This window comes from Tsukamurella ocularis (genome assembly GCF_024807615.1).
Lineage (GTDB): Bacteria > Actinomycetota > Actinomycetes > Mycobacteriales > Mycobacteriaceae > Tsukamurella > Tsukamurella ocularis.
Map to the genome: position 1 here is coordinate 346,711 of NZ_JANUCJ010000004.1, position 21,136 is coordinate 367,846.

Consider the following 21,136-nt stretch of genomic DNA (forward strand, 5'->3'; position numbering starts at 1 on the left):
CCCGATGACCACGGACGATATTCAGGCCGAGACGCCCGAGACCGGCGACGACAAGATTGCGCTGATCGAGTTCAAGGAGGTCGGCAAGCAGTACGGCAACATCATCGCGCTCAAGGGGATCAACCTCCGTGTGTTTCCCGGTGAAGTCACCTGCGTGCTCGGCGACAACGGCGCAGGCAAGTCGACGCTGATCAAGACGATGGCGGGGCTGCACAAGCCCAGCGAGGGGGAGGTCCTCGTCGACGGCGAGGTGACCACCCTCGACTCGCCGAAGGACGCGCTCGCGAAGGGCGTCGCCACCGTCTACCAGGACCTCGCGGTCGTGGGGCTGATGCCGGTGTGGCGCAACTTCTTCCTCGGGCAGGAGCTGCGCTCGGGCCTCCTCAGGAGTCTCGACGTGCAGACCATGCGCGCGACGACGAAGGAGGAGCTGTTCAAGATGGGCATCGACCTTCCGGACGTGGACGCCCCCATCAGCTCGCTGTCGGGCGGCCAGCGGCAGTGTGTCGCGATCGCCCGGGCGATCTACTTCGGCGCCCGCGTGCTCATCCTCGATGAGCCGACGGCGGCGCTCGGCGTCAAGCAGTCCGGCATGGTCCTGCGCTACATCACGGCGGCCCGGGACCAGGGCTTCGGCGTCGTCTTCATCACGCACAACCCGCACCACGCGTACATGGTGGGCGATCACTTCGTGCTGCTCAACCGCGGTCGGCAGAAGCTCGACTGCACGTACGACGAGATCAGCCTCGAGGAGCTGACCTCGCAGATGGCTGGCGGCGACGAGTTGGAGACCCTCAGCCACGAACTGCGCAGGTGATCCGGTGGCGGCGACACTCCTGGAACGCTTCGGGCGCCGCCTGCGCGTCGCGATGATCGGCGGCGGGATCGGTAGCTACATCGGCGAGACCCATGCCATCGCGCTCCGCACCGACGGGCTGTGGGACCTCGTCGCGGGCGCCTTCTCCCGCACACCGGCGACGAACGCCGCCACTGCGCGGTCATGGCTTGTGGCACCCGACCGCACCTATGCCGATCACCGCACCCTCATCGCGGGGGAGTCCGCGCGGGCGGACCGCGTCGACGCGGTGATCGTCGCGACCAGGCCGGCCGGCCACGCCGAGATCGCCTGCGACCTACTGGCCGCCGGCTTCCACGTGATCTGCGAGAAGCCGCTCACCGACACCGCCGCCGGCGCCCGTCGGGTAGCGGCGGCGGTGGCGGGGTCGGGGCGCCGCCTCATGCTCACCCATTGCTACAGCGGCTATCCCATGGTCCGGCAGGCCAGGGAGATGGTCGCCCGGGGCGACCTCGGGCGGATCACCCTGGTCGAGAGCAGGTTCGCCGGCGGGATGTACGCGGCGAGCACCCCGCCCGGTTCCTGGCGGGTGGACGGGACGGAGGGCGGCGTCACCGCGCTGATCGCCGATCTCGGAACGCATGCCCTGCATCTCGCGGAGTTCGTCGCCGGCCGCCGCATCACGACGGTCGGCGCGGACCTCGCGCGGGTCGATCCCGCACACGTCGCCTTCGACAACGCCTACCTGACCCTCGGTTTCGACGGCGGCGCCCGCGGGCGGTGCTGGAGCACCTCGCAGGCCGCCGGGGCCACGCACGGCCTCGCGGTCACCGTCTACGGCGACCGCGGGAGCCTGGCCTGGGACCACGACACCCCGGAGACGCTGTGGTGGCGAGCCGCCGGCGAACCCGACCGGCTGCTGACCAAGGCCGGGCCCGGGGCGACCCCGGCGGCGACCGCCGCATCCCGGTTCACCGCCGGACACCCCGACGGGTACGCCCTCGCCTTCGCGAACCTCTACCGCGACTTCGCCCTCGCGCTGCTGGCGGATGCGTCGGGCGAGGACCCTGCCCCGTACCTGGCGGACCTCCCCGGCGTCGACGACGGCGTCCGCACCCTCGCCTTGGTCGAGGCCGCCGTCCGGTCCGACGAGGCCGGTCGCCCCGTGTGCATCGACACCTGACCATCACCGACCCGAATCGAGCACCGCATGACCGAGCCGATCCGCGTGGCCCTCGTGGGCTGCGGCAACATCGCCCTGGGTTTCCACATCCCCGCCTACCTCTCCGCGGACGACCGGTTCCGCATCGTCGGCATCGCCGATCCGACACCGGAACGGCTCGAGCTGGGGCGCGTCGCGGCCGGGCTCACGCCGGAGCAGGTACATGCGGACGTCGCCGACCTGCTGGCGCGCGACGACGTCGACGCGCTCGACCTGTGCACCCCGCAGCACCTGCATCGCGACGTCGCGATCTCCGCGGCCCGCGCCGGCAAGCACGTGCTGTGCGAGAAGCCGATCGCCGCCGTCCCGGCGGACGCCGAGGCCATGCGCGCCGCGGCTGAGGAGGCGGGAACCGTACTCGCCGTGGTCGCCAACTACCTGTTCTTCCCGGAGGTGGTGGCACTCACCGCGATCATCGACTCCGGCGAGCTCGGCGAGATCCGCACGGCGCGCGTCGACATGCTGGGTGTGCTGGACCTGCCGGGCGCGGCGGGCTATCGGCCCGCGTGGCGGCACGATCCCGCGCAAGCGGGCGGGGGCGTCCTGGTCGACATGCTGCACGGGGTGTACCTCGCCGAGGCACTCCTGGGTGCCCGCGCGGAGCGGGTCTCCGCGTTCGTGGACAGCTCGACCGACGGCGACGCCGTCGACGGAATCGCGTTGTGCCGCCTTGAGGCCGGCCGCCGCGTCGCGATGGTGAACATCGCGTGGGGCAGGGGCCAGGGCGGCATCGCGGTCGAGGGCACCCGCGGCCGCGCGGTCGCGCATTACCGCGCGGACGGGACGATGCCGTGGGCCCCGTTCGAATCCCTCACCGTCACCACGGAGTCCGGGACGCGCACCGTCGACCTGCCGGCGGGCGCCGAACTCGAGCCCCTCATCGCCGCGTCGATGCGCGACACGGTGCTCGACTTCGCCGACGCGATCGACGGCGGCCGCGCGCCGGCCGTCGACGCCGCGGTGGCCCGCCACATCCTCGAGATCACCGTGGCCGCGTACGCGTCCGGCGCGCTCGGCGCGACTGTGGCCCTTCCGCTCGACGGCGCGCTGTTCACTTCCGGTGTCGCCGGACTCGCGGAGATCGGCGTCCCCGACGACTCCTTCGTCCGTCGCCGGGGACTGTTCGGCCTGACGGTGCCGGCGGCGTCCGGGATCGGGGGCTGACGTGCAGATCGGATTGCTCACCGACAGCCTCTCCGAGCTCACCCGCGCCGAGGCCCTCGACACGGCCGTGGACCTCGGCGTCGAGACCGTCGAGATCGGCCTGGGCGGCGCGCACGGCGGGTGGTCGCCGGCACCCCATGCGGACGTGCAGAAACTCCTCCGCGACGCCGACACCCGCGCCCTGCTGGCCCGCGACATCGCCTCGCGGGGCCTGCGACTCGAGGCCTTCAACGCCGCCGGCAACCCGCTGCACCCCCGGCACGGGGAGCGCGACGCCGCCATCCTGCGCGGCGCCCTGCAGCTGGCGCAGGAGTTCGAGATCGACACCGTCGTCACGATGTCGGGACTCCCCGGCTATCCGGGCGATACCGTGCCGCCGTGGATCACCACCGTATGGCCGCCGGAGAACCTGGAACTCCTGGACTACCAGTGGGAACGGGCCATCGACTGGTGGGGGCCGATCGCCGATGAGGCTCGCGCTCGCGGCGTACGGATCGCCGTCGAGATGCACGCCAACCAGCTCGTCTACAACGTGCCCGGCCTCCTTCGGCTGCGCGCCGCCGTGGGTGATGTGGTGGGCGCGAACTTCGATCCCAGCCACCTCATCTGGATGGGCGCCGATCCGCTCGCCGCGATCCGCGCCCTGGACGGCGCGATCCATCACGTGCACGCCAAGGACACCCGCATCGAGGACCGCGCTGCGGTCGCCTCGCGGCTCGAGACCGTCCCGAATCCGCGCACCGGCGAGCGGGCCTGGAACTACGTCGCCGTCGGCACCGGACACCCGGACGGGGTCGACTTCTGGGTGCGGTTCATCGCCGCGCTCCGGCACGCCGGGTACGACGGCCCGCTGTCCATCGAGAACGAGGACTACACCCTGGGCCAGCGCGAATCCGTCGCCCTGGCCGTCGAGACCCTGCGTGCCGCGCAGAACCTGGAGGAGGTGCGATGAGCAGGATCAGGATCGCGGTGCTGGGCTGCGGCCGGATCGGGCGCGTGCACGCCGACTCGGTCGCGGTGAGCGACCGCGCCGAGCTGGCGTGGGTCTTCGACCCGATCGAGGCGGCGGCGAGAGAGGTCGGCGAGCGCTTCGGCGCCGCGTGGACCACTGACGTCGAGGAGGTCCTCGAGGCGCGTGACGTGGACGCCGTCGTGGTCGCCTCGCCGACGCCGACGCACGTCGACCTGCTCACCCGCGCCGTGCGAACGGGACGGACCGTGCTGTGCGAGAAGCCCATCGACCTCGACATCGCCCGGGTCGACGCCTGCCGCGCCGATCTGGGCGACCTCACCGACAGGGTGATGCTCGGCTTCAACCGCCGGTTCGACTCCTCCTTCGCCGAGGTCCGCGGTCGCGTCGACGCGGGCGAGATCGGCCCGCTGGAGCAGCTGACCATCGTCAGCCGCGACCCCGCGCCGCCGCCGGCGGACTACGTCGCCTCGTCGGGTGGGCTGTTCCGGGACATGATGATCCACGATCTCGACCTCGCCCGGTTCTTCCTCGGCGAGGTGGTAGCGGTGTCGGCGCTGGGATCGAACCTGGTCTCCGCGGAGATCCGCGCGGCCGGCGACATCGACGGCGCCATGGTCGTGCTGCGCGGCGCCGGCGGGCAGCTGGCGACGATCACCAATTCCCGGCGCTGCGCCTACGGCTACGACCAGCGGCTGGAGGCCTTCGGGGCGCTGGGCGCGCTTAGTGCGGCCAATCAGCACGCGACCTCCGTGTCCTTCTCGGGGGCCGCGCACACCGGTGCTGCGGGGCCGGTTCTGAACTTCTTCCTGGACCGCTACACCCCGGCCTATCGCGCGGAGCTCGACGCCTTCGTCACAATGACCGAGACCGGCGGTGCGGCATCGCCCGGATTCGACGACGGTCGTGCGGCGCTGGTGCTCGCCGACGCCGCCGCGGAGTCGCTCCGGACCGGCGCGGTGGTGGAGGTCCGGGCGTGACGGTGCGCTGGGGCCTGCTATCGACATCGGGGATCGGCCGGGTCGCCGCCCGCGCGATCGCGGCCGCGGACGGCGCAGGGCTCGCCGCCGTCGCGGGGCGTGATGCCGACCGCGCGACGGCATACGCCGCCGAGGTCGGGGCGCCCGTCGCGTACGGAAGGTACGAGGATCTGCTCGAGGACACAGGCATCGACGCGGTCTACGTGCCGCTGCCGATCACGCTCCACGGTGAGTGGGCGATCCGGGCGCTGGAGGCGGGGAAGCACGTGCTGTGCGAGAAGCCGCTCACCCTGGACCCGGATGAGGCGACGGCCGTCTTCGACGCCGCGGAGCGCGCGGAGCGGCACGCGATTGAGGGCTTCATGTGGCGCCTTCACCCGCAGACGCTGCTCGTCCGCCGCCTGCTCGCGGAGGGCGCGATCGGTGAGCTCGCGCTCGTCCGCGCCGCGCTCAGCGTGAGCGCCCCCGCTGGCGACATCCGGCGTACGACGGCCCTCGGTGGGGGCGCGTTGGCGGACCTCGGCGGGTACTGCGTCAGCGCGGTGCGGCTGTTCGGCGGCGAGCCGTCGACGGTGCGCGCCGTACGGGTCGCCGATCCGGCCGGTACCGGCGCCAGCCACGATCTGCGTGCCTCCGCGGTCCTCGAGCTGGAGGGCGGCGTCCTCGGGCTGATCGACGTCGGACTGGACCTGGAGCGGCGCGATCAGCTGGAGCTCGTCGGCACTGCCGGACGGATCGTCGTCGACGACCCGTGGCTGTGCCGGTACGGCGCCGTCGAGCTGATCCGTGGGGAGCGGTCCGAGCGGCTGCCCGCGGACCCGGACGGAGCCTTCCGGCTCACCGCCGCCGGCCCGGACAACGAGGACGCCTACCGGATCGAGTTCGAGGCGGCGAGCTCCGCCTTCGCGGGCGGGGCGGAGCCGGTCTTCGGCCGGAACGACGCGATTGCGCAGGCCCGTGTCCTCGCTGCCGCGCGGCGGTCCGCCGCGGAGGGCGTCACGGTCGTCCTGTAGCCGCCTCCGACACCACCCGCCCGACGGTGCCCGTCACCGTCGGGCGGTGGCGTGTCCGCCGGCGTTCGCCGGGAGGCGCAGCGCCCCGAGGAGGGGGAGCAGGAGCAGCGCGGCGAAGGGGACGAACGCGACCCGGTAGCCCAGCTCGACCGCGTCCGGCCCGGCCCATGACGTGCCGAGGCTCGCGGCTGCGGCGGCCGCTGCGATGCCGAGGGCGGTGCCCACCTGCTGCAACGTCGCCGACAGTCCGTTCGCCGCGGGCAGCAGCTCGCGCGGCACATCGGCGAACATCAGGGTGTTGTAGGCGCTGAAGCCGATGGATCGCACCACCCCGGAGAGCACGAGGAGCGCGGCGATGAGCGGTGCGGGCGTCGACGAATGCACCCAGACGAAGGCGAGGAGCGTCGCCCCGCCCGCGACGATCGACCACACCACGGTCCGGCGGAAGCCCAGCCGCCGGATGATCGGTGAGGTGAGCGGCTTGATCCCCAGGTTGCCGAGGAAGACCGCCGTCACCATCGCGCCCGCAGCGGCAGCGCTCCATCCGAACCCGGCCTGGAAGAGCAGTACGAAGAGGAAGGGCGCGCCCGTGATCACGAGGCGGTAGGTCGATCCGCTTACGTTGCCCACGCGGAAGGTCTGGATGCGCATGACAGCCGGCTCGAACAGCGGGTGCGCGCGCCGTGTCATGCCCCGCGCGGCCATCGCCGCGAGTAGGACGGCGACTCCGAGCAGTCCGGCCACCGCCCACGGTCGTCCGCCCTGGAGCAGCTCGACGCCTCCGGTCAGGCACACGACGGCGCCCGCCGTGACGAGGTAGCCCCAGCGATCGAACGGCGTGCGGATCGGCTGCTCGGTCCGGGGGATCAGGAACGCCCCGCCGATCGCGAGGGCCACCCCGATGGGCAGGTTGAGAGCGAAGATCCAGCGCCATCCCAGCGTGTCGGTGATGACGCCGCCGAGGAACGGAGCGATCACCGGCGCGACGAGGGACGGCCAGGTCAGGTATGCCATCGCCGCGAGGAGGTCGACCGGGCGCACGGCTCGCAGCACCGCGATCCGGCCGACCGGGATCATCAGTGCCCCGGCGATCCCCTGTAGGACGCGGAAGAGCGTCAGCGACAGCAGGTCCGGCGCGAGAGCGCACGCGACGGATGCGACAGTGAACGCCGCGACGGACCACAGGAAGACGCGACGCGCGCCGTACCGCTCCGCGACCCACCCCGCCGCGGGGATCGCGACCGCCACCGCGAGCAGGTAGCCGACGATCGCGGGGCTGACGCCGGCCGGGGTGACCCCGAAGTCTCGGGCCACCGCCGGCGCGGCCGTCTGCAGCACGGTGCCGTCGAGGTTCTCGAGGAACAACGCGCCCGCGACGAGCAGGGCGAGCGGGCGGCTGAAGCTCGTGCCCTCCCGCCGACCGGTCCGGGCGACGATGCGCATCATGTCCATATGTTCGGTCAAAGACTCTCGAGGCGCAAGCCGTCAGTCGTAGGCGCCGCGGACCTGCTGATCCCAGTCGATCACCGAGCCGGTGACCACGCCGCTGGCGTCCGAGAGCAGGAAGACCACCGCGGCGGCCGCGTCCTGCGCAGAGGCGAGGCGCCCCGCCGGCAACCCGCGCCCGGCACGCTCGGCCCAGTCGTCCGGAGCGTCGTGGAACTGCTTCTGCACCAGGGCCTCGCCCTCCGTCTCGGTCCAGCCGATGTTGAGGCCGTTGATCCGGATCCGGTCGAAGCGGTGGGCGTGGGCCGCGTTCTTCGTGAGCCCGATCAGCCCGGCCTTCGCGGCGACGTACGGCGCCAGGTAGGGCTGCCCGCCGTGTGCCGACATCGAGATGATGTTGACGACGGTTCCGGGGGCACGTCGTGCGCGCATGTCGCGCACCGCGGCGGCCATCGTGAAGAAGGGCGCCCGGAGATTGATCGCGACGTGCTCGTCGAACAGCTCCGGCGTGGTCCCGGTCAGGGTGCCACGAGACGTGAGGCCCGCCGCGTTGCAGAGGCAGTCGACGCGGCCGAGAGCCTCGACCACCGCCTCCACCGACCCCGTCGCCTGCGCCGGATCGGCGACGTCGGCCCGAACGAAGACCGCCTCCGTGCCGTCCGCGCGGAGCGCGTCGCGGAACGCCTCGCCCGCGGTGGCGTCCCGTCCCGTGAACGCGACCGCGGCGCCCGCCGCGGCCGCCGCCCTGACCACCGCCGCTCCGACGCCGCGGCTCCCACCGGACACCAGCACCACCTTGTCCGTCAGCTCCCCGCCGACCCGCGCCGTCACGGGCGGTGCCGCTCATCGAGGGCCGCGAGCTCCGCGGCGAAGAAGTCCGGGGACATCCCGGCCGCCAGCGCGCGGCGGGTGAGCTCGGCCTGCGTCTCGCCGTGCATGCCGCCGAGCGGCTGATCGAGGTCCAGGTTCGAGGGGAACGCGTAACCCTCGGCCGAGGCGGCGACGAGGTTTTCCACGGCGCGGTCATCGCCGGTCGCGGCGAGCGATTGCAGCTCGGGGTAGACGGCGCGCAGGATCGCGGACCGGTCCACGGCGTCCATCGCGCGCCCGAACGCCGAACTGATCTGCAGCAGGTTCGCCATCCGGCGGATGCCCGCCGATCGGTTCGAGCCCGCGGCGTGGAACAGCGCCGGGTTGAAAAACACCGCGTCGCCGGCGCGCAGCGGGAGCTGAACGTGGTTCGCCTCGAAGTAGCCCCGGAACTCCGGGAGGTTGAAGGCGAGGTAGCCGGGCTCGTAGCGCTGGGAGTACGGCAGGTACAGGGTGGGACCCGATGAGACGGGCATGTCCACCTGTGCGACGGCGCCCTGCAGTGTGAGGGCGGGGGAGAGCTGGTGCGTGTGCCGGGGGAAGCGCTGCGCCGTCTCCGGCTCCATGAAGCCGAGGTGGTAGTCGCGGTGCGGGGACTGCGCGGTCCCCCCGGGGTTCACCACGTTGATCGCGGACGTCACCTGGTACATCGGCCCCAGCCAGGCGGTCGCGACCAGCGCGAGCACGTCGTTGGCGTAGTACCGCGCGAACGATGCCGGATCGCGCAGCGCGTGCTTGCTCAGGGCGTTCCAGATCCGGTCGTTCGCGCCCGGCGCGGCGAAGTGGTCGCCGCCGCCGGAGCCGTTCACGCGCTGTTCGGCGATCATGGCGGTGAACAGCGCCGTCGACTCGTCGAGGCCGTGCCGGTCGTCGAAGGCACCGTCGAAGACGACGATGCCCGGGCCGGTCAGGAGCGCCCGCGCCAGCTCGTCGGACAGGTGCTCGCGCCTGTCCGGATCGGCCGCAGCCTCCGTGGCCGCGGCGCCGTAGAACAGGACCCCGCGTACCGCCCGGTCCGCGTAGGGGTAGGCGGCCACGTCGGTCTCGAACTCGAGTTGCGCCGTGAAGTCCTCGAGGCGGCAGTCGGCCGCGCTGATCCGGCCCGTGCGGTCCGGCGCCCCGGTCCGGGCCGAGAAGATGGTGGGCATATCGCTTTCCTGACGTCGATGCGAAGCGGGAGTGGGGAATCGGTGTCCGCCCCCGGGTTCATCGTGGCAAGCTGTCGAGGTCCCGGGTAGCCCGGAAAACCCTCAAGAATCCCTCAGCACGAGGAGGCCCGCGGTGGCGTACTCCCATCCGATCCGCGAGATCGCGCAGCAGGCGGGCGTCAGCGAGGCCACCGTCGACCGCGTGCTCCACGGCCGCGTGGGGGTGCGAGAGGGGACGGCGGCACAGGTCCGGCAGGCGATCTCCGATCTCGACCGGCAGCGCTCGCAACTGCGGCTGTCGGGTCGCCGGTTCATGCTCGATCTCGTCATGGAGACTCCGCGCCGCTTCTCGGACCTGACCCGCGCCGCGCTGGAGGCCGAGCTCCCCACCTTGCGACCGGCGGTCTTCCGCGCCCGCTATCACGTGCGGGAGGCGTGGGAGTCGGAGGAACTCGTCGCGGAGCTCGACGGCATCGCGCGCCGCGGTAGCCACGGCGTCGTCCTCAAGGCTCCGGACACTACAGCGGTCGCGGCTGCGATCGCGCGCCTGACCGCTCGCCGCATCCCCGTCGTCACTGTCGTCACCGACGTTCCGCAGAGCGCCCGGATCGCGTACGTGGGCATGGACAACCGTGCCGCGGGCGTGACCGCGGCGCACCTCGTCACCCAGTGGGTGGGGGAGTCGCGCGGAGCCCTGCTCGTCGTCACCAGCGGCCGGTTCTTCCGGGGCGAGGAGGAACGGGAAACGGGGTTCCGCAGCGAGATCCACCGGACCGACCCGGCGCGGCGGATCATCGGCATCGCCGATACGGGTGGCCTCGATGCGGTGTGCCGCCGGGAGGTCGCCGCGGTGCTCGCGAGCGCCCCGGACATCGCCGCGGTCTACTCACCGGGTGGAGGCAACCGGGGGATCATCGCGGCGTTCGATGAGGTAGGAAGGAGATATCGCGGCTACATCGCACACGATCTCGCCGAATCGAACCGCGAACTGCTGCTGGCGGGTCGGGTCTCGGCGGTGCTGCACCACGACCTGCGGGCGGATCTGCGCGGAGCCGCTCACGCGATCATGGCCTTCCACGGCGCGATCGACGGTTCGCACCGGCCGCGGCCCACCGCGATCCAGATCGTCGTGCCGCCTAATCTGGCGGCGGTGGACGGCTAGCGGCTGAACACTGAGACGTCGAAGAAGTACCGCGACGCCCGGTACACGTGGCGGCCCAGCTCAATGGCGGTGCCAGACTCGTTGAAGGCCACGCGCTGCATCGTGAGGACGGCGCCGCCGGCCGGCTCGTCGAGGAGCCGGGACTCCTCGTCGTCGGAGATGCGGGCGCCGATCCGCTGCTGCGCCTGGGCGATCGTGATGCCCCGCCCGCGCAGGCACTGGTACAGGCCCTTGCTCTGCAGCTCGTCGGGGGCGGGGGCGAGCTCGGCGGGAATGTAGTTGGAGAGGATGGCGAGCGGCACGTCGTCCGCGCTGCGCAGGCGCCGGATCGACACCACCTGGGCGTCGTGCTCGATGCCCAGCTCGTCCGCGATCTCCTCATCGGGCCGGCCGAGCCGGTAGTCGAGCAGCTCCGTCGACGGGGTCTGGCCCGCGGCGATCAGGTCCTCGTACAGGCTGGTGAGCTCGACCGCGCGGTGCACCTCGTTGCGCACCACTTGGGTGCCGACGCCGCGCTTGCGCACCAGTAGGCCCTTGTCCACGAGCGCCTGGATCGCCTGCCGCGCAGTCGGGCGAGAGAGGGTGAGCCGCTTGGCGAGGTCGATCTCGTTCTCGATCCGGTCGCCGGGCACCAGCTCGCCGTTCAGGATGGAACGTTCGAGGGCCTGCGCCAGCTGGTAGTACAGCGGCACGGGGCTGGTGCGGTCGAGCTCGACCGAGACCGGGGCAGGCGACATGCGATGCAGTCTAGTGCACCTATCCGGGAAATGCGGACGCTGCTCGGTGCTTGTTCGTACAATCGTCCCTTGGGGTACGTGGGCACTATATGTCCGCACATGAGAGACGAATGTCTGGCCCGACTCGCGCCCATCAGCGCCCAGAGGCCGCGGCTTCCAGTATTGAATCTGCTGGTAGAGACCTCTTGAAGTATGTCGCCCCCTTCTGTTAGATTGACAGGACAAATGAGCGGGAGTGATCCACATCTCGTCCGGGACCAGGCTAAGGAGGGCCTCCCACATGACTGACGCTGGTACCCACGGTGCCCCGTTCGACCTGATCACCATCGGGCGGGTCGGGGTCGACATCTATCCCCTGCAGGACGGTGTCGGACTCGATCGCGTCGAGACCTTCGGCAAGTACCTCGGGGGCAGCGCGACCAACGTCGCCGTCGCCGCGGCCCGTCACGGCCGACGTTCCGCGGTCATCACGGCGACCGGCGCGGATCCGTTCGGGCGCTTCGTTCATCAGGAGCTGGTACGCCTCGGCGTCGACGACCGGTACGTGGGCGAGGTGCGCGGCTTGAACACCCCCGTCACCTTCTGCGAGATCTTCCCCCCGGACGACTTCCCGCTCTACTTCTACCGCGACCCGATCGCGCCGGACCTCATGCTGGACGACGACGCGCTCGACCTCGACGCGATCCGCTCCGCGAAGATCTTCTGGGCCACCGTCACCGGGCTCTCCCGCGAGCCCAGCCGGTCCGCGCACCACACGGCGTGGAACGCCCGCGGCCGCACTCCGCTGACGGTCCTCGACCTCGACTACCGGCCCATGTTCTGGGAGTCCGCCGAGGTCGCTAGCCAGGAGGTGGGCAAGGCCCTCGAGCACGTCACCGTCGCCATCGGCAACCGCGAGGAGTGCGAGGTCGCGGTCGGCGAGACCGAGCCCGGCCGTGCGGCCGACGCCCTGCTGGAGCGCGGCGTCGAGCTCGCCGTGGTGAAGCAGGGTCCCAAGGGCGTCCTCGCGAAGACCCGGGACGAGAGTGTCGAGGTCGCACCGCACTTCGTCGACGTGATCAACGGTCTCGGCGCCGGTGACGGCTTCGGCGGGGCCGTCTGCCACGGCCTGCTCGCGGGCTGGCCGCTCGAGCGGGTCCTGCGCTTCGCCAATGTCGCCGGGGCCATCGTCGCCTCGCGCCGCGAATGCTCGACCGCCATGCCCACCACCGACGAGGTGGAGTCCGTCATCGAGGAACGGGACAACAACCATGTCTGACACCGCCCGCACCACAGGCCCGCTCACGGCGGGCGATTTCGACCGGCTGCGCGCCGCTCGGCACGAGAACCCCGACGCCATCGCCGACGTGCTCGGCGCACGGATCCGCCGCCCCCTCGTCCGCGGCGACCGCCGGCTGCTCATCGTGGCGGCGGACCACCCGGCCCGCGGCGCGCTCGGCGTCGGCTCCGACGCGATGGCCATGGCCGACCGGTACGACCTGCTGCAGCGGATGGCGCTCGCCCTCTCCCGCCCCGGGGTCGACGGGGTGCTCGGCACCCCCGACGTCATCGAGGACCTCGCGCTGCTGGGCCTGCTCGACGACAAGATCGTGGTCGGCTCCATGAACCGGGGCGGCCTGCGCGGCGCGGCGTTCGAGATGGACGACCGGTACACCGCGTACGACGTGCCCGCGATGCGGCGCGACGGCCTGGACTTCGGCAAGCTGCTCGTGCGCGTCGACCTCGACGATCCAGGCACCGTCGTCACGCTCGAGGCCACGGCCCGCGCGGTCGATGCCGGGGCGGCCGCGAAGCTCCCGATCATGCTGGAGCCCTTCATGAGCCGTCGCACCGACGGTCGGGTCGGCAACGACCTCTCCACGGAGGCCGTCATCAACTCGGTCGCCATCGCCTCCGGCCTCGGGAACACCTCCGCCTACAGCTGGCTCAAGCTCCCAGTGGTCGACGACATGGAGCGGGTGATGGCGGCGACGACGCTGCCGACCCTGCTCCTCGGCGGCGACCCCGGCGGCGACCCGGCGGCGGTCTACGCCTCGTGGGCCAAGGCCCTCGCCCTGCCGGGCGTCCACGGCCTCGTCGTCGGACGCACGCTCCTCTACCCGCGCGACGGCGACGTGACCGCCGCCGTCGACACCGCCGCAGGCCTCGTGCACGGCGCCTGAAGCCCGCCACCTCCTACTCCGCAAGAAGGAGCCGCTCCATGACCACCACCGAGACCCTCACCGTCGTCCCGCACTGGATCGACGGTGCCGAGTACCCGTCCTCCAGCGGCCGCACCGCCGACGTCTACGACCCGGCGCTGGGCGTCGTGACCAAGCGGGTCGCACTCGCCGACCGCGCCGAGATCGACGCTGCCGTGGCCTCCGCCAAGAAGGCTTCGGAGGCCTGGGGGGAGCTCTCCCTCGCCAAGCGCCAGTCTGTGCTGTTCTCGTTCCGCGAGCTGCTCAACGCCCGCAAGGGCGAGCTCGCCGAGATCATCACCAGTGAGCACGGAAAGGTCCTCTCCGACGCGCTCGGCGAGATCAGCCGCGGCCAGGAGGTCGTCGAGTTCGCCTGCGGCATGGCGCATCACCTCAAGGGCGAGTACAGCGAGCAGGTCTCCTCCGGGATCGACGTCTACTCCACCCGCCAGCCGCTCGGCGTGGTCGCGGTGATCAGCCCGTTCAACTTCCCGGCCATGGTGCCCGCCTGGTTCTTCCCGATCGCGATCGCCGCCGGTAACGCCGTCGTGCTCAAGCCCAGCGAGAAGGACCCGTCGGCCGCGATCTGGATGGCGGAGCTGTGGCGCGAGGCCGGCCTGCCCGAGGGCGTGTTCACGGTGCTCAACGGCGACAAGGAGGCCGTCGACGGCCTGCTGACCCACCCGGACGTCGCCGCCGTCTCCTTCGTCGGTTCGACGCCCATCGCCCGGTACGTCTACGAGACCGCCACCGCGCACGGCAAGCGGGTCCAGGCCCTCGGCGGCGCCAAGAACCACATGCTGGTGTTGCCCGACGCCGACCTCGCCCTCACTGCCGACGCCGCGATCAACGCCGGCTTCGGTTCCGCCGGCGAGCGGTGCATGGCCATCTCGGTCGTGGTCGCCGTCGAGCCCGTCGCCGACGCACTGATCGCGGAGATCACCGATCGCATGGCCGGGCTGCGGATCGGCGACGGCCGCCGCGGTTGCGACATGGGACCGCTCGTCACGCGAGTGCATCGCGACAAGGTCGCCTCGTACATCGACGTGGCCATCGCGGACGGGGCGAGCGTCGTCGTCGACGGCCGCGATGTGAACCCCGACGGCGACGCCAACGGGTTCTGGCTCGGCCCCACCCTGATCGACCGCGTCCCCACCACCTCCCGGGTGTACACCGAGGAGATCTTCGGCCCCGTGCTCGTGATCGTGCGCGTCGCCTCGTACGAGGAGGGCGTCGATCTCATCAACGCCGGCGCCTTCGGCAACGGCACCGCGATCTTCACCAACGACGGCGGCGCCGCTCGGCGGTTCCAGAAGGACATCCGCGTCGGCATGGTCGGCATCAACGTGCCGATCCCGGTCCCCGTCGCCACCTTCAGCTTCGGCGGCTGGAAGGACTCGATGTTCGGCGACACCAAGGCGCACGGCGCCGAGGGCGTGAAGTTCTTCACCCAGCTCAAGGCGATCACGAGCCGGTGGCTCGACCCCAGCCACGGCGGCGTCGACCTGGGATTCCCCCAGAACGACTGACGCGGACTTCATTCCGGCAGCACCATCGTCCGCGAGGACGTGAACAGGAGAGGACGGCGATGGCGACGACGCCCAACGAATGGTTCCACGCCCGAGGCGCGCTGGCGCGCGACGGGTGGGAATCGGTGGTCGACGGCTCCCTGCCCGGCTGGGCGCACACCGGGATCCGCATCGCGGACCTCGGCGACGCGCCGGTCGTGCTGCCCGGCGGTGACATCGAGCGCATCGTCGTGCCGCTCTCGGGCGGGTGCCACGTCGAGCTCGACGGTGCCGCCGCCGCGAGCTTCGACGGTGCGCCGTCCGTGGCCATCGCGGGCCGCGCGTCGGTCTTCGACGGGCCCACCGACGTCCTGTACGTCGGCGCCGGTGGGGGATTCACCGTGCGCGGAACCGCGCGCATCGCCATCGCGGAGGCGCCCACGTCGCAGCGCCGCCCTACGAGGTACATCCCCGCCGCGGAGGTGCCCGTCGAGGTCCGCGGCGCGGGCCGGGACACCCGGCAGGTCCACAACTTCGGCACGCCCGGTGCGCTCGACGCGGCCGCCCTCATCGTGTGCGAGGTGATCACCCCCGGCGGCAACTGGAGCAGCCACCCCGCCCATAAGCACGACGAACACGTCGCAGGCCACGAATCCCGCCTCGAGGAGATCTACTACTTCGAGGCGGCGCCCGCCCGCGGACTGCCCGCCGGGACCGTGCCCGAGACCGCCGACGCCTTCGGGAGTTTCGTCACCTACTCGTCGGCGGCGGGGGAGATCGACACCAACGCCCTCGTCCGCACCGGCGACATCGCGCTTGTGCCCTTCGGCTACCACGGCCCTGCGATGGCCGCCCCCGAGTACGACCTCTACTACCTCAACGTCATGGCCGGCCCCGACCCCGAACGGGTCTGGCTGATCAGCGACGACCCGCGGCAGGCATGGCTGCGGGACACCTGGCCCGCGCAGGGCCCCGACCCGCGGCTGCCCTACACGGCCGCACCGACCGAAGGAGACGAGCGATGAGCACCCGGCGGATGACCGTGGGCCAGGCCCTCATCGAGTTCCTGGCGCACCAGTGGACCGTGGATGAGACGGTGCACGACGACGGCACGGTGAGCACCGTGCGCGAGCGCACCGTCCCCGCGACCTTCGGCATCTTCGGCCACGGCAACGTGGCCGGCGTGGGCCAGGCGCTGCTGCAGTACGCGGCGACCGACGCCGGGCTCATGCCCTACCACCAGGCCCGTAACGAGCAGGCCATGGTGCACCAGGCCGTCGGTTACGCCCGCATGCACCGCCGGCGCGGCACCTACGCGTGCACCGCCTCCGTGGGCCCCGGTGCCGCCAACATGCTCACGGGCGCCGCGCTCGCGACCGCTAACAGGCTGCCCGCGCTGCTCCTGGTCTCCGACACCTTCGCCACCCGCGTCGCCGATCCGGTGCTGCAGCAGCTCGAGCACCCGCACGACATCGGGTTGCAGGTCTCCGACGCCTTCCGGCCCCTGTCGACGTTCTTCGACAGGGTGCAGCGGCCGGAACAGCTGTTCTCCATCGCCCTCGCCGCGATGCGCGTGCTGACCGACCCCGCGGAGACCGGCGCCGTGACCATCGCGCTGCCCGAGGACGTCCAGGCCGAGGCCGTCGACGTGCCCGAGGAGTTCCTCGCGGACCGCGAATGGCACATCCGCCGGCCCCTGCCCGAGCGCGGTCCGCTGGCCCGCGCCGTCGCGGCGATCCGGGAGGCGAAGCGCCCGTTCATCGTCGCCGGCGGCGGCGTCCTTTACGCGGGCGCGGAGGACGAGCTGCGCCGGTTCGCGGACGGCACGTCGATCCCCGTCGGCACCACGCAGGCAGGCGGCGGATCGCTTCCCTGGGATCACCCGCTGAACCTCGGCGGCGTGGGCGCCACCGGCACCGCTGCGGCGAACGCGATAGCCGCGCACGCCGACGTGATCATCGGGATCGGCACCCGGTACAGCGATTTCACCACCGCCAGCCGGACGGCCTTCCAGGACGCCGGCGTGCGCTTCGTGAACCTCAACGTCGCCTCCTTCGACGCCTACAAGCACGGCTCCCAGCTTCCGCTCATCGCCGACGCCCGCGAGGGCCTCGCGGCGCTGCGCGCGGAGCTCGCCGACTACCGCGTTCCGCCGGAGTCCGTCGCTGCGGCCGCTGCGGCCAAGGCGGACTGGGACGCGGTCGTCGACGTCGCGCTCGCGCCCACCGGCGCCGACCTGCCCGGCCAGCCCGAGGTGATCGGCGCGGTGCACGCCGCGATGGACCCGGCCGACGTGATCATCCAGGCCGCGGGCTCCCTCCCGGGGGACCTGCAGAAGCTGTGGCGCGTGCGCGACCCGCTCGGCTACCACGTCGAGTACGCATTCTCCTGCATGGGATACGAGATCGCGGGCGGACTCGGCGCGAAGCGCGGGCTGCTCGCCCTCGGCGACGACCGCGACGTGGTTGTCATGGTCGGTGACGGCTCGTACCTCATGCTCAACAGCGAGCTGGTGACCGCCGTCGCCGAGGGGATCAAGCTCATCGTCGTCATCGTCGAGAACCAGGGCTACGCCTCGATCGGCCACCTCTCTGAGACCGTCGGCTCGCAGCGTTTCGGCACCCGGTACCGCACCGCGGATGGGTCGGGCGGCGTGCCCGCACCGGACCTCGAGCGCGGCGATTTCCTCCCGGTCGACCTGGCGGCGAACGCCCGCAGCTACGGCGCGCGGGTCATCGACATCGAGCCCGGACCGGACTCGGTCGCGCAGCTCACCGAGGCCGTCCGCGCCGCCAAGGCGGCGAGCGGCCCCACCGTCATCCAGATCCACAACGACCCGTTGGTCTACGCCCCCGAGGGCAACGGCTGGTGGGACGTCCCGGTCGCCGCGGTGTCCACGATCGACAGCACCGTCACTGCGCGCGCCGAGTACCTCGATCAGCAGAAGGCGCAGCGGCCCCTCCTCGGCTGAGCCGCGCCCACCCCTCCACGACCACACGAAGGACCACCGTCATGACCGACACTCTGGGCACGACCGCCTCCACCGCCCCCCACACCGCGGGCCTCCGCATCGGCACCGCCCCCGACTCGTGGGGCGTCTGGTTCGCCGACCACCCGCGGCAGACCCCCTGGGACCGCTTCCTCGACGAGGTGGCCGAAGCCGGGTACCACTACATCGAGCTGGGACCCTACGGCTACCTGCCGACCGACCCCGAGCGCCTGAAGGACGAGCTCGCCAAGCGTGACCTCGAACTGTCCGGCGGCACGATCTTCACGGGCTTCCACAAGGGCGCGGACCAGTGGGACCGCGCCTGGAAGCAGGTGAGCGACGTCGCGACCCTCGTGGGCGCCCTGGGCGCCGAGCACATCGTCGTCATCCCCGACCTGTGGCGCTCGGACCTGACCGGCGAGGCCCTCGAATCCCGCACGCTGAACGACGAGCAGTGGAAGGCCCTCGCCGCCGGCCACGACCGGCTCGGCAAGGCGCTCGCCGAGGAGTACGGGATCAAGCAGCAGTTCCACTCCCACGCCGACAGCCACGTCGGCACCACCGGAGAGGTGGAGCGTCTCCTCGCCGAGACCGACCCGCGGTACGTCAACCTGTGCCTCGACACCGGCCACTTCGCCTACTACGGCGGCGACAACGTGGCCCTCATGCAGCGCCACCCGGAGCGCATCGGCTACCTGCACCTCAAGCAGATCGACCCGGCGCTGATCTGGGAGGTGCTCAAGAACGACACCCCGTTCGCCGACGCCGCCTCCGCCATCATGGTCGAGCCGCCGAACGGGATCCCGGACTTCGCGCCCGTCATCGAGGCGGCGCTACGCATCAACCCGGACCTGTTCGCCATCGTCGAGCAAGACATGCCCGGCTGCGACATCGCCGTCCCCGCGGGCATCGCGACCCGCACTCGGCAGCACATCTTCGGCTGCCACCCGCTCACCCGCACCCGCTGATCCCGAACCCGGACATCGAGCCCGGACCCCGAAGCCCCGCAAGGAGACACCCGCAGATGACCAACGACTTCCGCGTCGCCGTGGTCGGCGCCGGCATGATGGGCGCCGACCACGTGAAGCGCATCGCCACCACCATCGCGGGGGCGTCCGTCTCCGCGGTCGTCGAGCCCGACGGGGCGCGACGCGCCGCCGCCCTCGACCTCGCCCCCGGCGCCGCCGGTTTCGCAGACCTCGACTCCGCGCTCGCGTCGGGCGTCGTCGACGGCGTGCTCGTCGCCACCCCCGGCCAGTTCCACGAGGACGCGCTGCTGCAGGTCCTCGCCGCAGGCCTGCCGGTGCTCTGCGAGAAGCCGCTCACCCAGGACCCCGAGTCCTCCTGGCGCGTCGTCGAGGCCGAGATGGCCGGCGGCCGGCAGCTGATCCAGGTCGGGTTCATGCGCCGTTTCGATCGCGAGTACGAGGAGCTGCGGAAGGTGGTGGCCGCCAAGCCCGCCGGCGAGCTGGTCATGCTGCACGCCCGCCACCGCAACGCCTCGGTGCCCGAGAGCTACGTGCAGACCATGCTCATCAACGACTCCGTGGTGCACGAGTTCGACGTCGTGCCGTGGCTGGCGGGCGGCGTCGTGACCTCGGTCGAAGTGAAGTACCCGCGCCGCAATTCGCGGAGCCCGGAGCACCTGCGCGAGCCGATCCTCGTGCTCATGGAGCTCGACAACGGGGTGCTCGTCGACGTCGAGATGAACGTCTCCATCGAGTTCGGCTACCAGGTCGAGACCGAGGCCGTCTTCGAGCGGGGCGTCGCCCGCATCGGCGAGCCCGCGGGCCTGCAGATGTGGCAGCAGGGCAGGTTCTCCGTCGCGGACCACGCCGACTTCACCACCCGGTTCCGCGACGCCTACGACCGCCAGGTTCAGGCCTGGGTCGACGCCGCGCAGGCGGGCACCATCGCCGGACCGTCGGCCTTCGACGGCTACAAGGTGGCCGTGTGCTGCGCCGCCGGCGTCAAGGCACTGGAGACGACCGGCCCCGTGCCCGTCGAGCTCCCCGAGATGCCGGCGTTCTACGCCGAGCGCGCCTAGGGGGCATCGTGGTCCGCATCGCCCTCGATCCCACGCCGTACCACTCGACGCACGATTTCGAGGACTTCTTCGACGTGGCCGCCAAGGCCGGCTACGAGTGGATCCAGCTGACTCCGCACGCCGATTTCATCCCGTTCTTCGCCCACCCGCGTGTGGACCGGGCGCAGCTCGCGCTCGTGCGTAAGCGCGCCGCCGACGCGGGCGTCGGGATCACGTCGTTGCTCCCGGTGCAGCGCATCTCGTGGCCCGACGAGCCGCAGCGCGAGACGGCGGTCCGGAACTTCCGGCGCATCATCGCGATCGCCGCGGAGCTCGAGGTCCCCGTCATCAACACCGAGTTCAGCGGCCGGCCCGAGCGCGCCGAGGAGTCCGAGGCGGGCTTCTACCGGAGCATGGAGGAGCTCGTTCCCCTGCTCGAGCGGGAGGGCGTCACGCTCAACATCGACCCGCACCCCGACGACTTCGTCGAGGACGGGCTCGAGGCCTGGCGGATCATCCGCGGGCTGGACACGCCGGCCGTCGGCTTCGTGTACGTGGGCAGCCACACGTTCCACTACGGCGACCGCGCGGCCGCGCTGATCCCGCAGCTGGGGGAGCGGCTCGGCGCGGTGTACGCCGCGGACAGCTTCGATCACCGACGCTCGCACGGCCTGCGCTACATCACCAACCCGCCCGGCAACGCGGTCCGCGTGCACCAGCACCTCACGATCGGCGACGGCGACGTCGACTGGGACGAGCTGTTCGGCCACCTCGGCGCTTCCGGGTTCCTCGCCCGCGAGGACGCGATCATCTGCTCCAACGTCTTCGCCGAGGACGAGCGCGCCGACGAGGTCTCCGCGCTGCAGCTCGAGAAGATCCGGTCGCTGGTCGCGGCGCACTCGTGAGCGGGCGCGCCGCGCGCGGC

General features: G+C 71.7%; 19 protein-coding genes. 15 read left to right on the forward strand and 4 right to left on the reverse strand.

The genetic code is table 11. From position 1 onward, the window contains the following. Positions 1-4: 4 nt before the first annotated feature. Genes HNP44_RS18055 through HNP44_RS18080 form a run of 6 tightly spaced genes read left to right on the forward strand, consistent with a single transcriptional unit; the run spans position 5 to position 6,145 of the window. Entirely contained in the window at positions 5-817 is an 813-nt protein-coding gene (locus HNP44_RS18055) for an ATP-binding cassette domain-containing protein (protein ID WP_259142661.1), read from the forward strand. A gap of 4 nt (positions 818-821) precedes the next feature. After that, positions 822-1,979, forward strand: coding sequence for a Gfo/Idh/MocA family protein (locus HNP44_RS18060; RefSeq protein ID WP_259142662.1), 1,158 nt, complete (start codon positions 822-824; stop codon positions 1,977-1,979). 27 nt (positions 1,980-2,006) lie between these two features. Beyond that, a complete protein-coding gene (locus tag HNP44_RS18065) occupies positions 2,007-3,182 on the forward strand; it encodes a Gfo/Idh/MocA family protein (protein ID WP_259142663.1) in 1,176 nt (391 codons plus the stop codon). A gap of 1 nt (position 3,183) precedes the next feature. Continuing rightward, positions 3,184-4,134 (forward strand): sugar phosphate isomerase/epimerase family protein, encoded by a 951-nt coding sequence (locus tag HNP44_RS18070; protein WP_259142664.1) that lies wholly within the window; start codon positions 3,184-3,186, stop codon positions 4,132-4,134. After that, entirely contained in the window at positions 4,131-5,132 is a 1,002-nt protein-coding gene (iolG, locus tag HNP44_RS18075; protein WP_259142665.1) for an inositol 2-dehydrogenase, read from the forward strand. Before HNP44_RS18070 ends, iolG begins: the two co-directional genes overlap by 4 nt. After that, positions 5,129-6,145 (forward strand): Gfo/Idh/MocA family protein, encoded by a 1,017-nt coding sequence (locus HNP44_RS18080; protein WP_259142666.1) that lies wholly within the window; start codon positions 5,129-5,131, stop codon positions 6,143-6,145. Before iolG ends, HNP44_RS18080 begins: the two co-directional genes overlap by 4 nt. A 33-nt stretch (positions 6,146-6,178) precedes the next feature. On the opposite strand, the gene HNP44_RS18085 is transcribed toward HNP44_RS18080, so the two are convergent. The 3 genes from HNP44_RS18085 to HNP44_RS18095 are packed head-to-tail and all read right to left on the reverse strand — an operon-like array spanning position 6,179 to position 9,609. Next, complete coding sequence (locus HNP44_RS18085) at positions 6,179-7,591, reverse strand: MFS transporter (RefSeq protein WP_259142667.1); 1,413 nt, start codon at positions 7,589-7,591, stop codon at positions 6,179-6,181. A 39-nt stretch (positions 7,592-7,630) separates the two neighbouring features. After that, entirely contained in the window at positions 7,631-8,422 is a 792-nt protein-coding gene (locus HNP44_RS18090) for an SDR family oxidoreductase (RefSeq protein WP_259142668.1), read from the reverse strand. Beyond that, positions 8,419-9,609: a phytanoyl-CoA dioxygenase family protein gene (locus HNP44_RS18095; protein WP_259142669.1), complete on the reverse strand. Its 1,191-nt coding sequence runs from the start codon at positions 9,607-9,609 to the stop codon at positions 8,419-8,421. Before HNP44_RS18095 ends, HNP44_RS18090 begins: the two co-directional genes overlap by 4 nt. Before the next feature lie 133 nt (positions 9,610-9,742). Between HNP44_RS18095 and HNP44_RS18100 the strand changes: the two genes are divergently transcribed. After that, positions 9,743-10,771 (forward strand): LacI family DNA-binding transcriptional regulator, encoded by a 1,029-nt coding sequence (locus tag HNP44_RS18100; protein WP_259142670.1) that lies wholly within the window; start codon positions 9,743-9,745, stop codon positions 10,769-10,771. On the opposite strand, the gene HNP44_RS18105 is transcribed toward HNP44_RS18100, so the two are convergent. Next, positions 10,768-11,508 (reverse strand): GntR family transcriptional regulator, encoded by a 741-nt coding sequence (locus tag HNP44_RS18105; RefSeq protein WP_259142671.1) that lies wholly within the window; start codon positions 11,506-11,508, stop codon positions 10,768-10,770. The genes HNP44_RS18100 and HNP44_RS18105 overlap by 4 nt on opposite strands. 280 nt (positions 11,509-11,788) lie before the next feature. Between HNP44_RS18105 and iolC the strand changes: the two genes are divergently transcribed. Genes iolC through HNP44_RS18145 form a run of 8 tightly spaced genes read left to right on the forward strand, consistent with a single transcriptional unit; the run spans position 11,789 to position 21,116 of the window. Next, on the forward strand, positions 11,789-12,766 hold the full coding sequence (gene iolC, locus HNP44_RS18110) for a 5-dehydro-2-deoxygluconokinase (RefSeq protein WP_259142672.1): 978 nt from the start codon (positions 11,789-11,791) through the stop codon (positions 12,764-12,766). Next, positions 12,759-13,670: a Cgl0159 family (beta/alpha)8-fold protein gene (locus HNP44_RS18115; protein ID WP_259142673.1), complete on the forward strand. Its 912-nt coding sequence runs from the start codon at positions 12,759-12,761 to the stop codon at positions 13,668-13,670. Before iolC ends, HNP44_RS18115 begins: the two co-directional genes overlap by 8 nt. 38 nt (positions 13,671-13,708) lie before the next feature. Then, a complete protein-coding gene (locus HNP44_RS18120) occupies positions 13,709-15,217 on the forward strand; it encodes a CoA-acylating methylmalonate-semialdehyde dehydrogenase (protein ID WP_259142674.1) in 1,509 nt (502 codons plus the stop codon). 59 nt (positions 15,218-15,276) lie between these two features. After that, a complete protein-coding gene (gene iolB, locus HNP44_RS18125) occupies positions 15,277-16,221 on the forward strand; it encodes a 5-deoxy-glucuronate isomerase (RefSeq protein ID WP_259142675.1) in 945 nt (314 codons plus the stop codon). Next, on the forward strand, positions 16,218-18,167 hold the full coding sequence (gene iolD, locus HNP44_RS18130) for a 3D-(3,5/4)-trihydroxycyclohexane-1,2-dione acylhydrolase (decyclizing) (protein WP_259142676.1): 1,950 nt from the start codon (positions 16,218-16,220) through the stop codon (positions 18,165-18,167). Before iolB ends, iolD begins: the two co-directional genes overlap by 4 nt. Before the next feature lie 41 nt (positions 18,168-18,208). Then, positions 18,209-19,153, forward strand: coding sequence for a sugar phosphate isomerase/epimerase family protein (locus tag HNP44_RS18135; RefSeq protein WP_259142677.1), 945 nt, complete (start codon positions 18,209-18,211; stop codon positions 19,151-19,153). Between the two features lie 56 nt (positions 19,154-19,209). After that, the gene (locus HNP44_RS18140; protein WP_259142678.1) at positions 19,210-20,232 is read left to right on the forward strand and encodes a Gfo/Idh/MocA family protein; all 1,023 of its coding nucleotides are present in this window, start codon (positions 19,210-19,212) and stop codon (positions 20,230-20,232) included. A gap of 8 nt (positions 20,233-20,240) precedes the next feature. Further along, positions 20,241-21,116, forward strand: coding sequence for a sugar phosphate isomerase/epimerase family protein (locus tag HNP44_RS18145; RefSeq protein ID WP_259142679.1), 876 nt, complete (start codon positions 20,241-20,243; stop codon positions 21,114-21,116). The last annotated feature ends 20 nt before the right edge of the window (positions 21,117-21,136 follow it).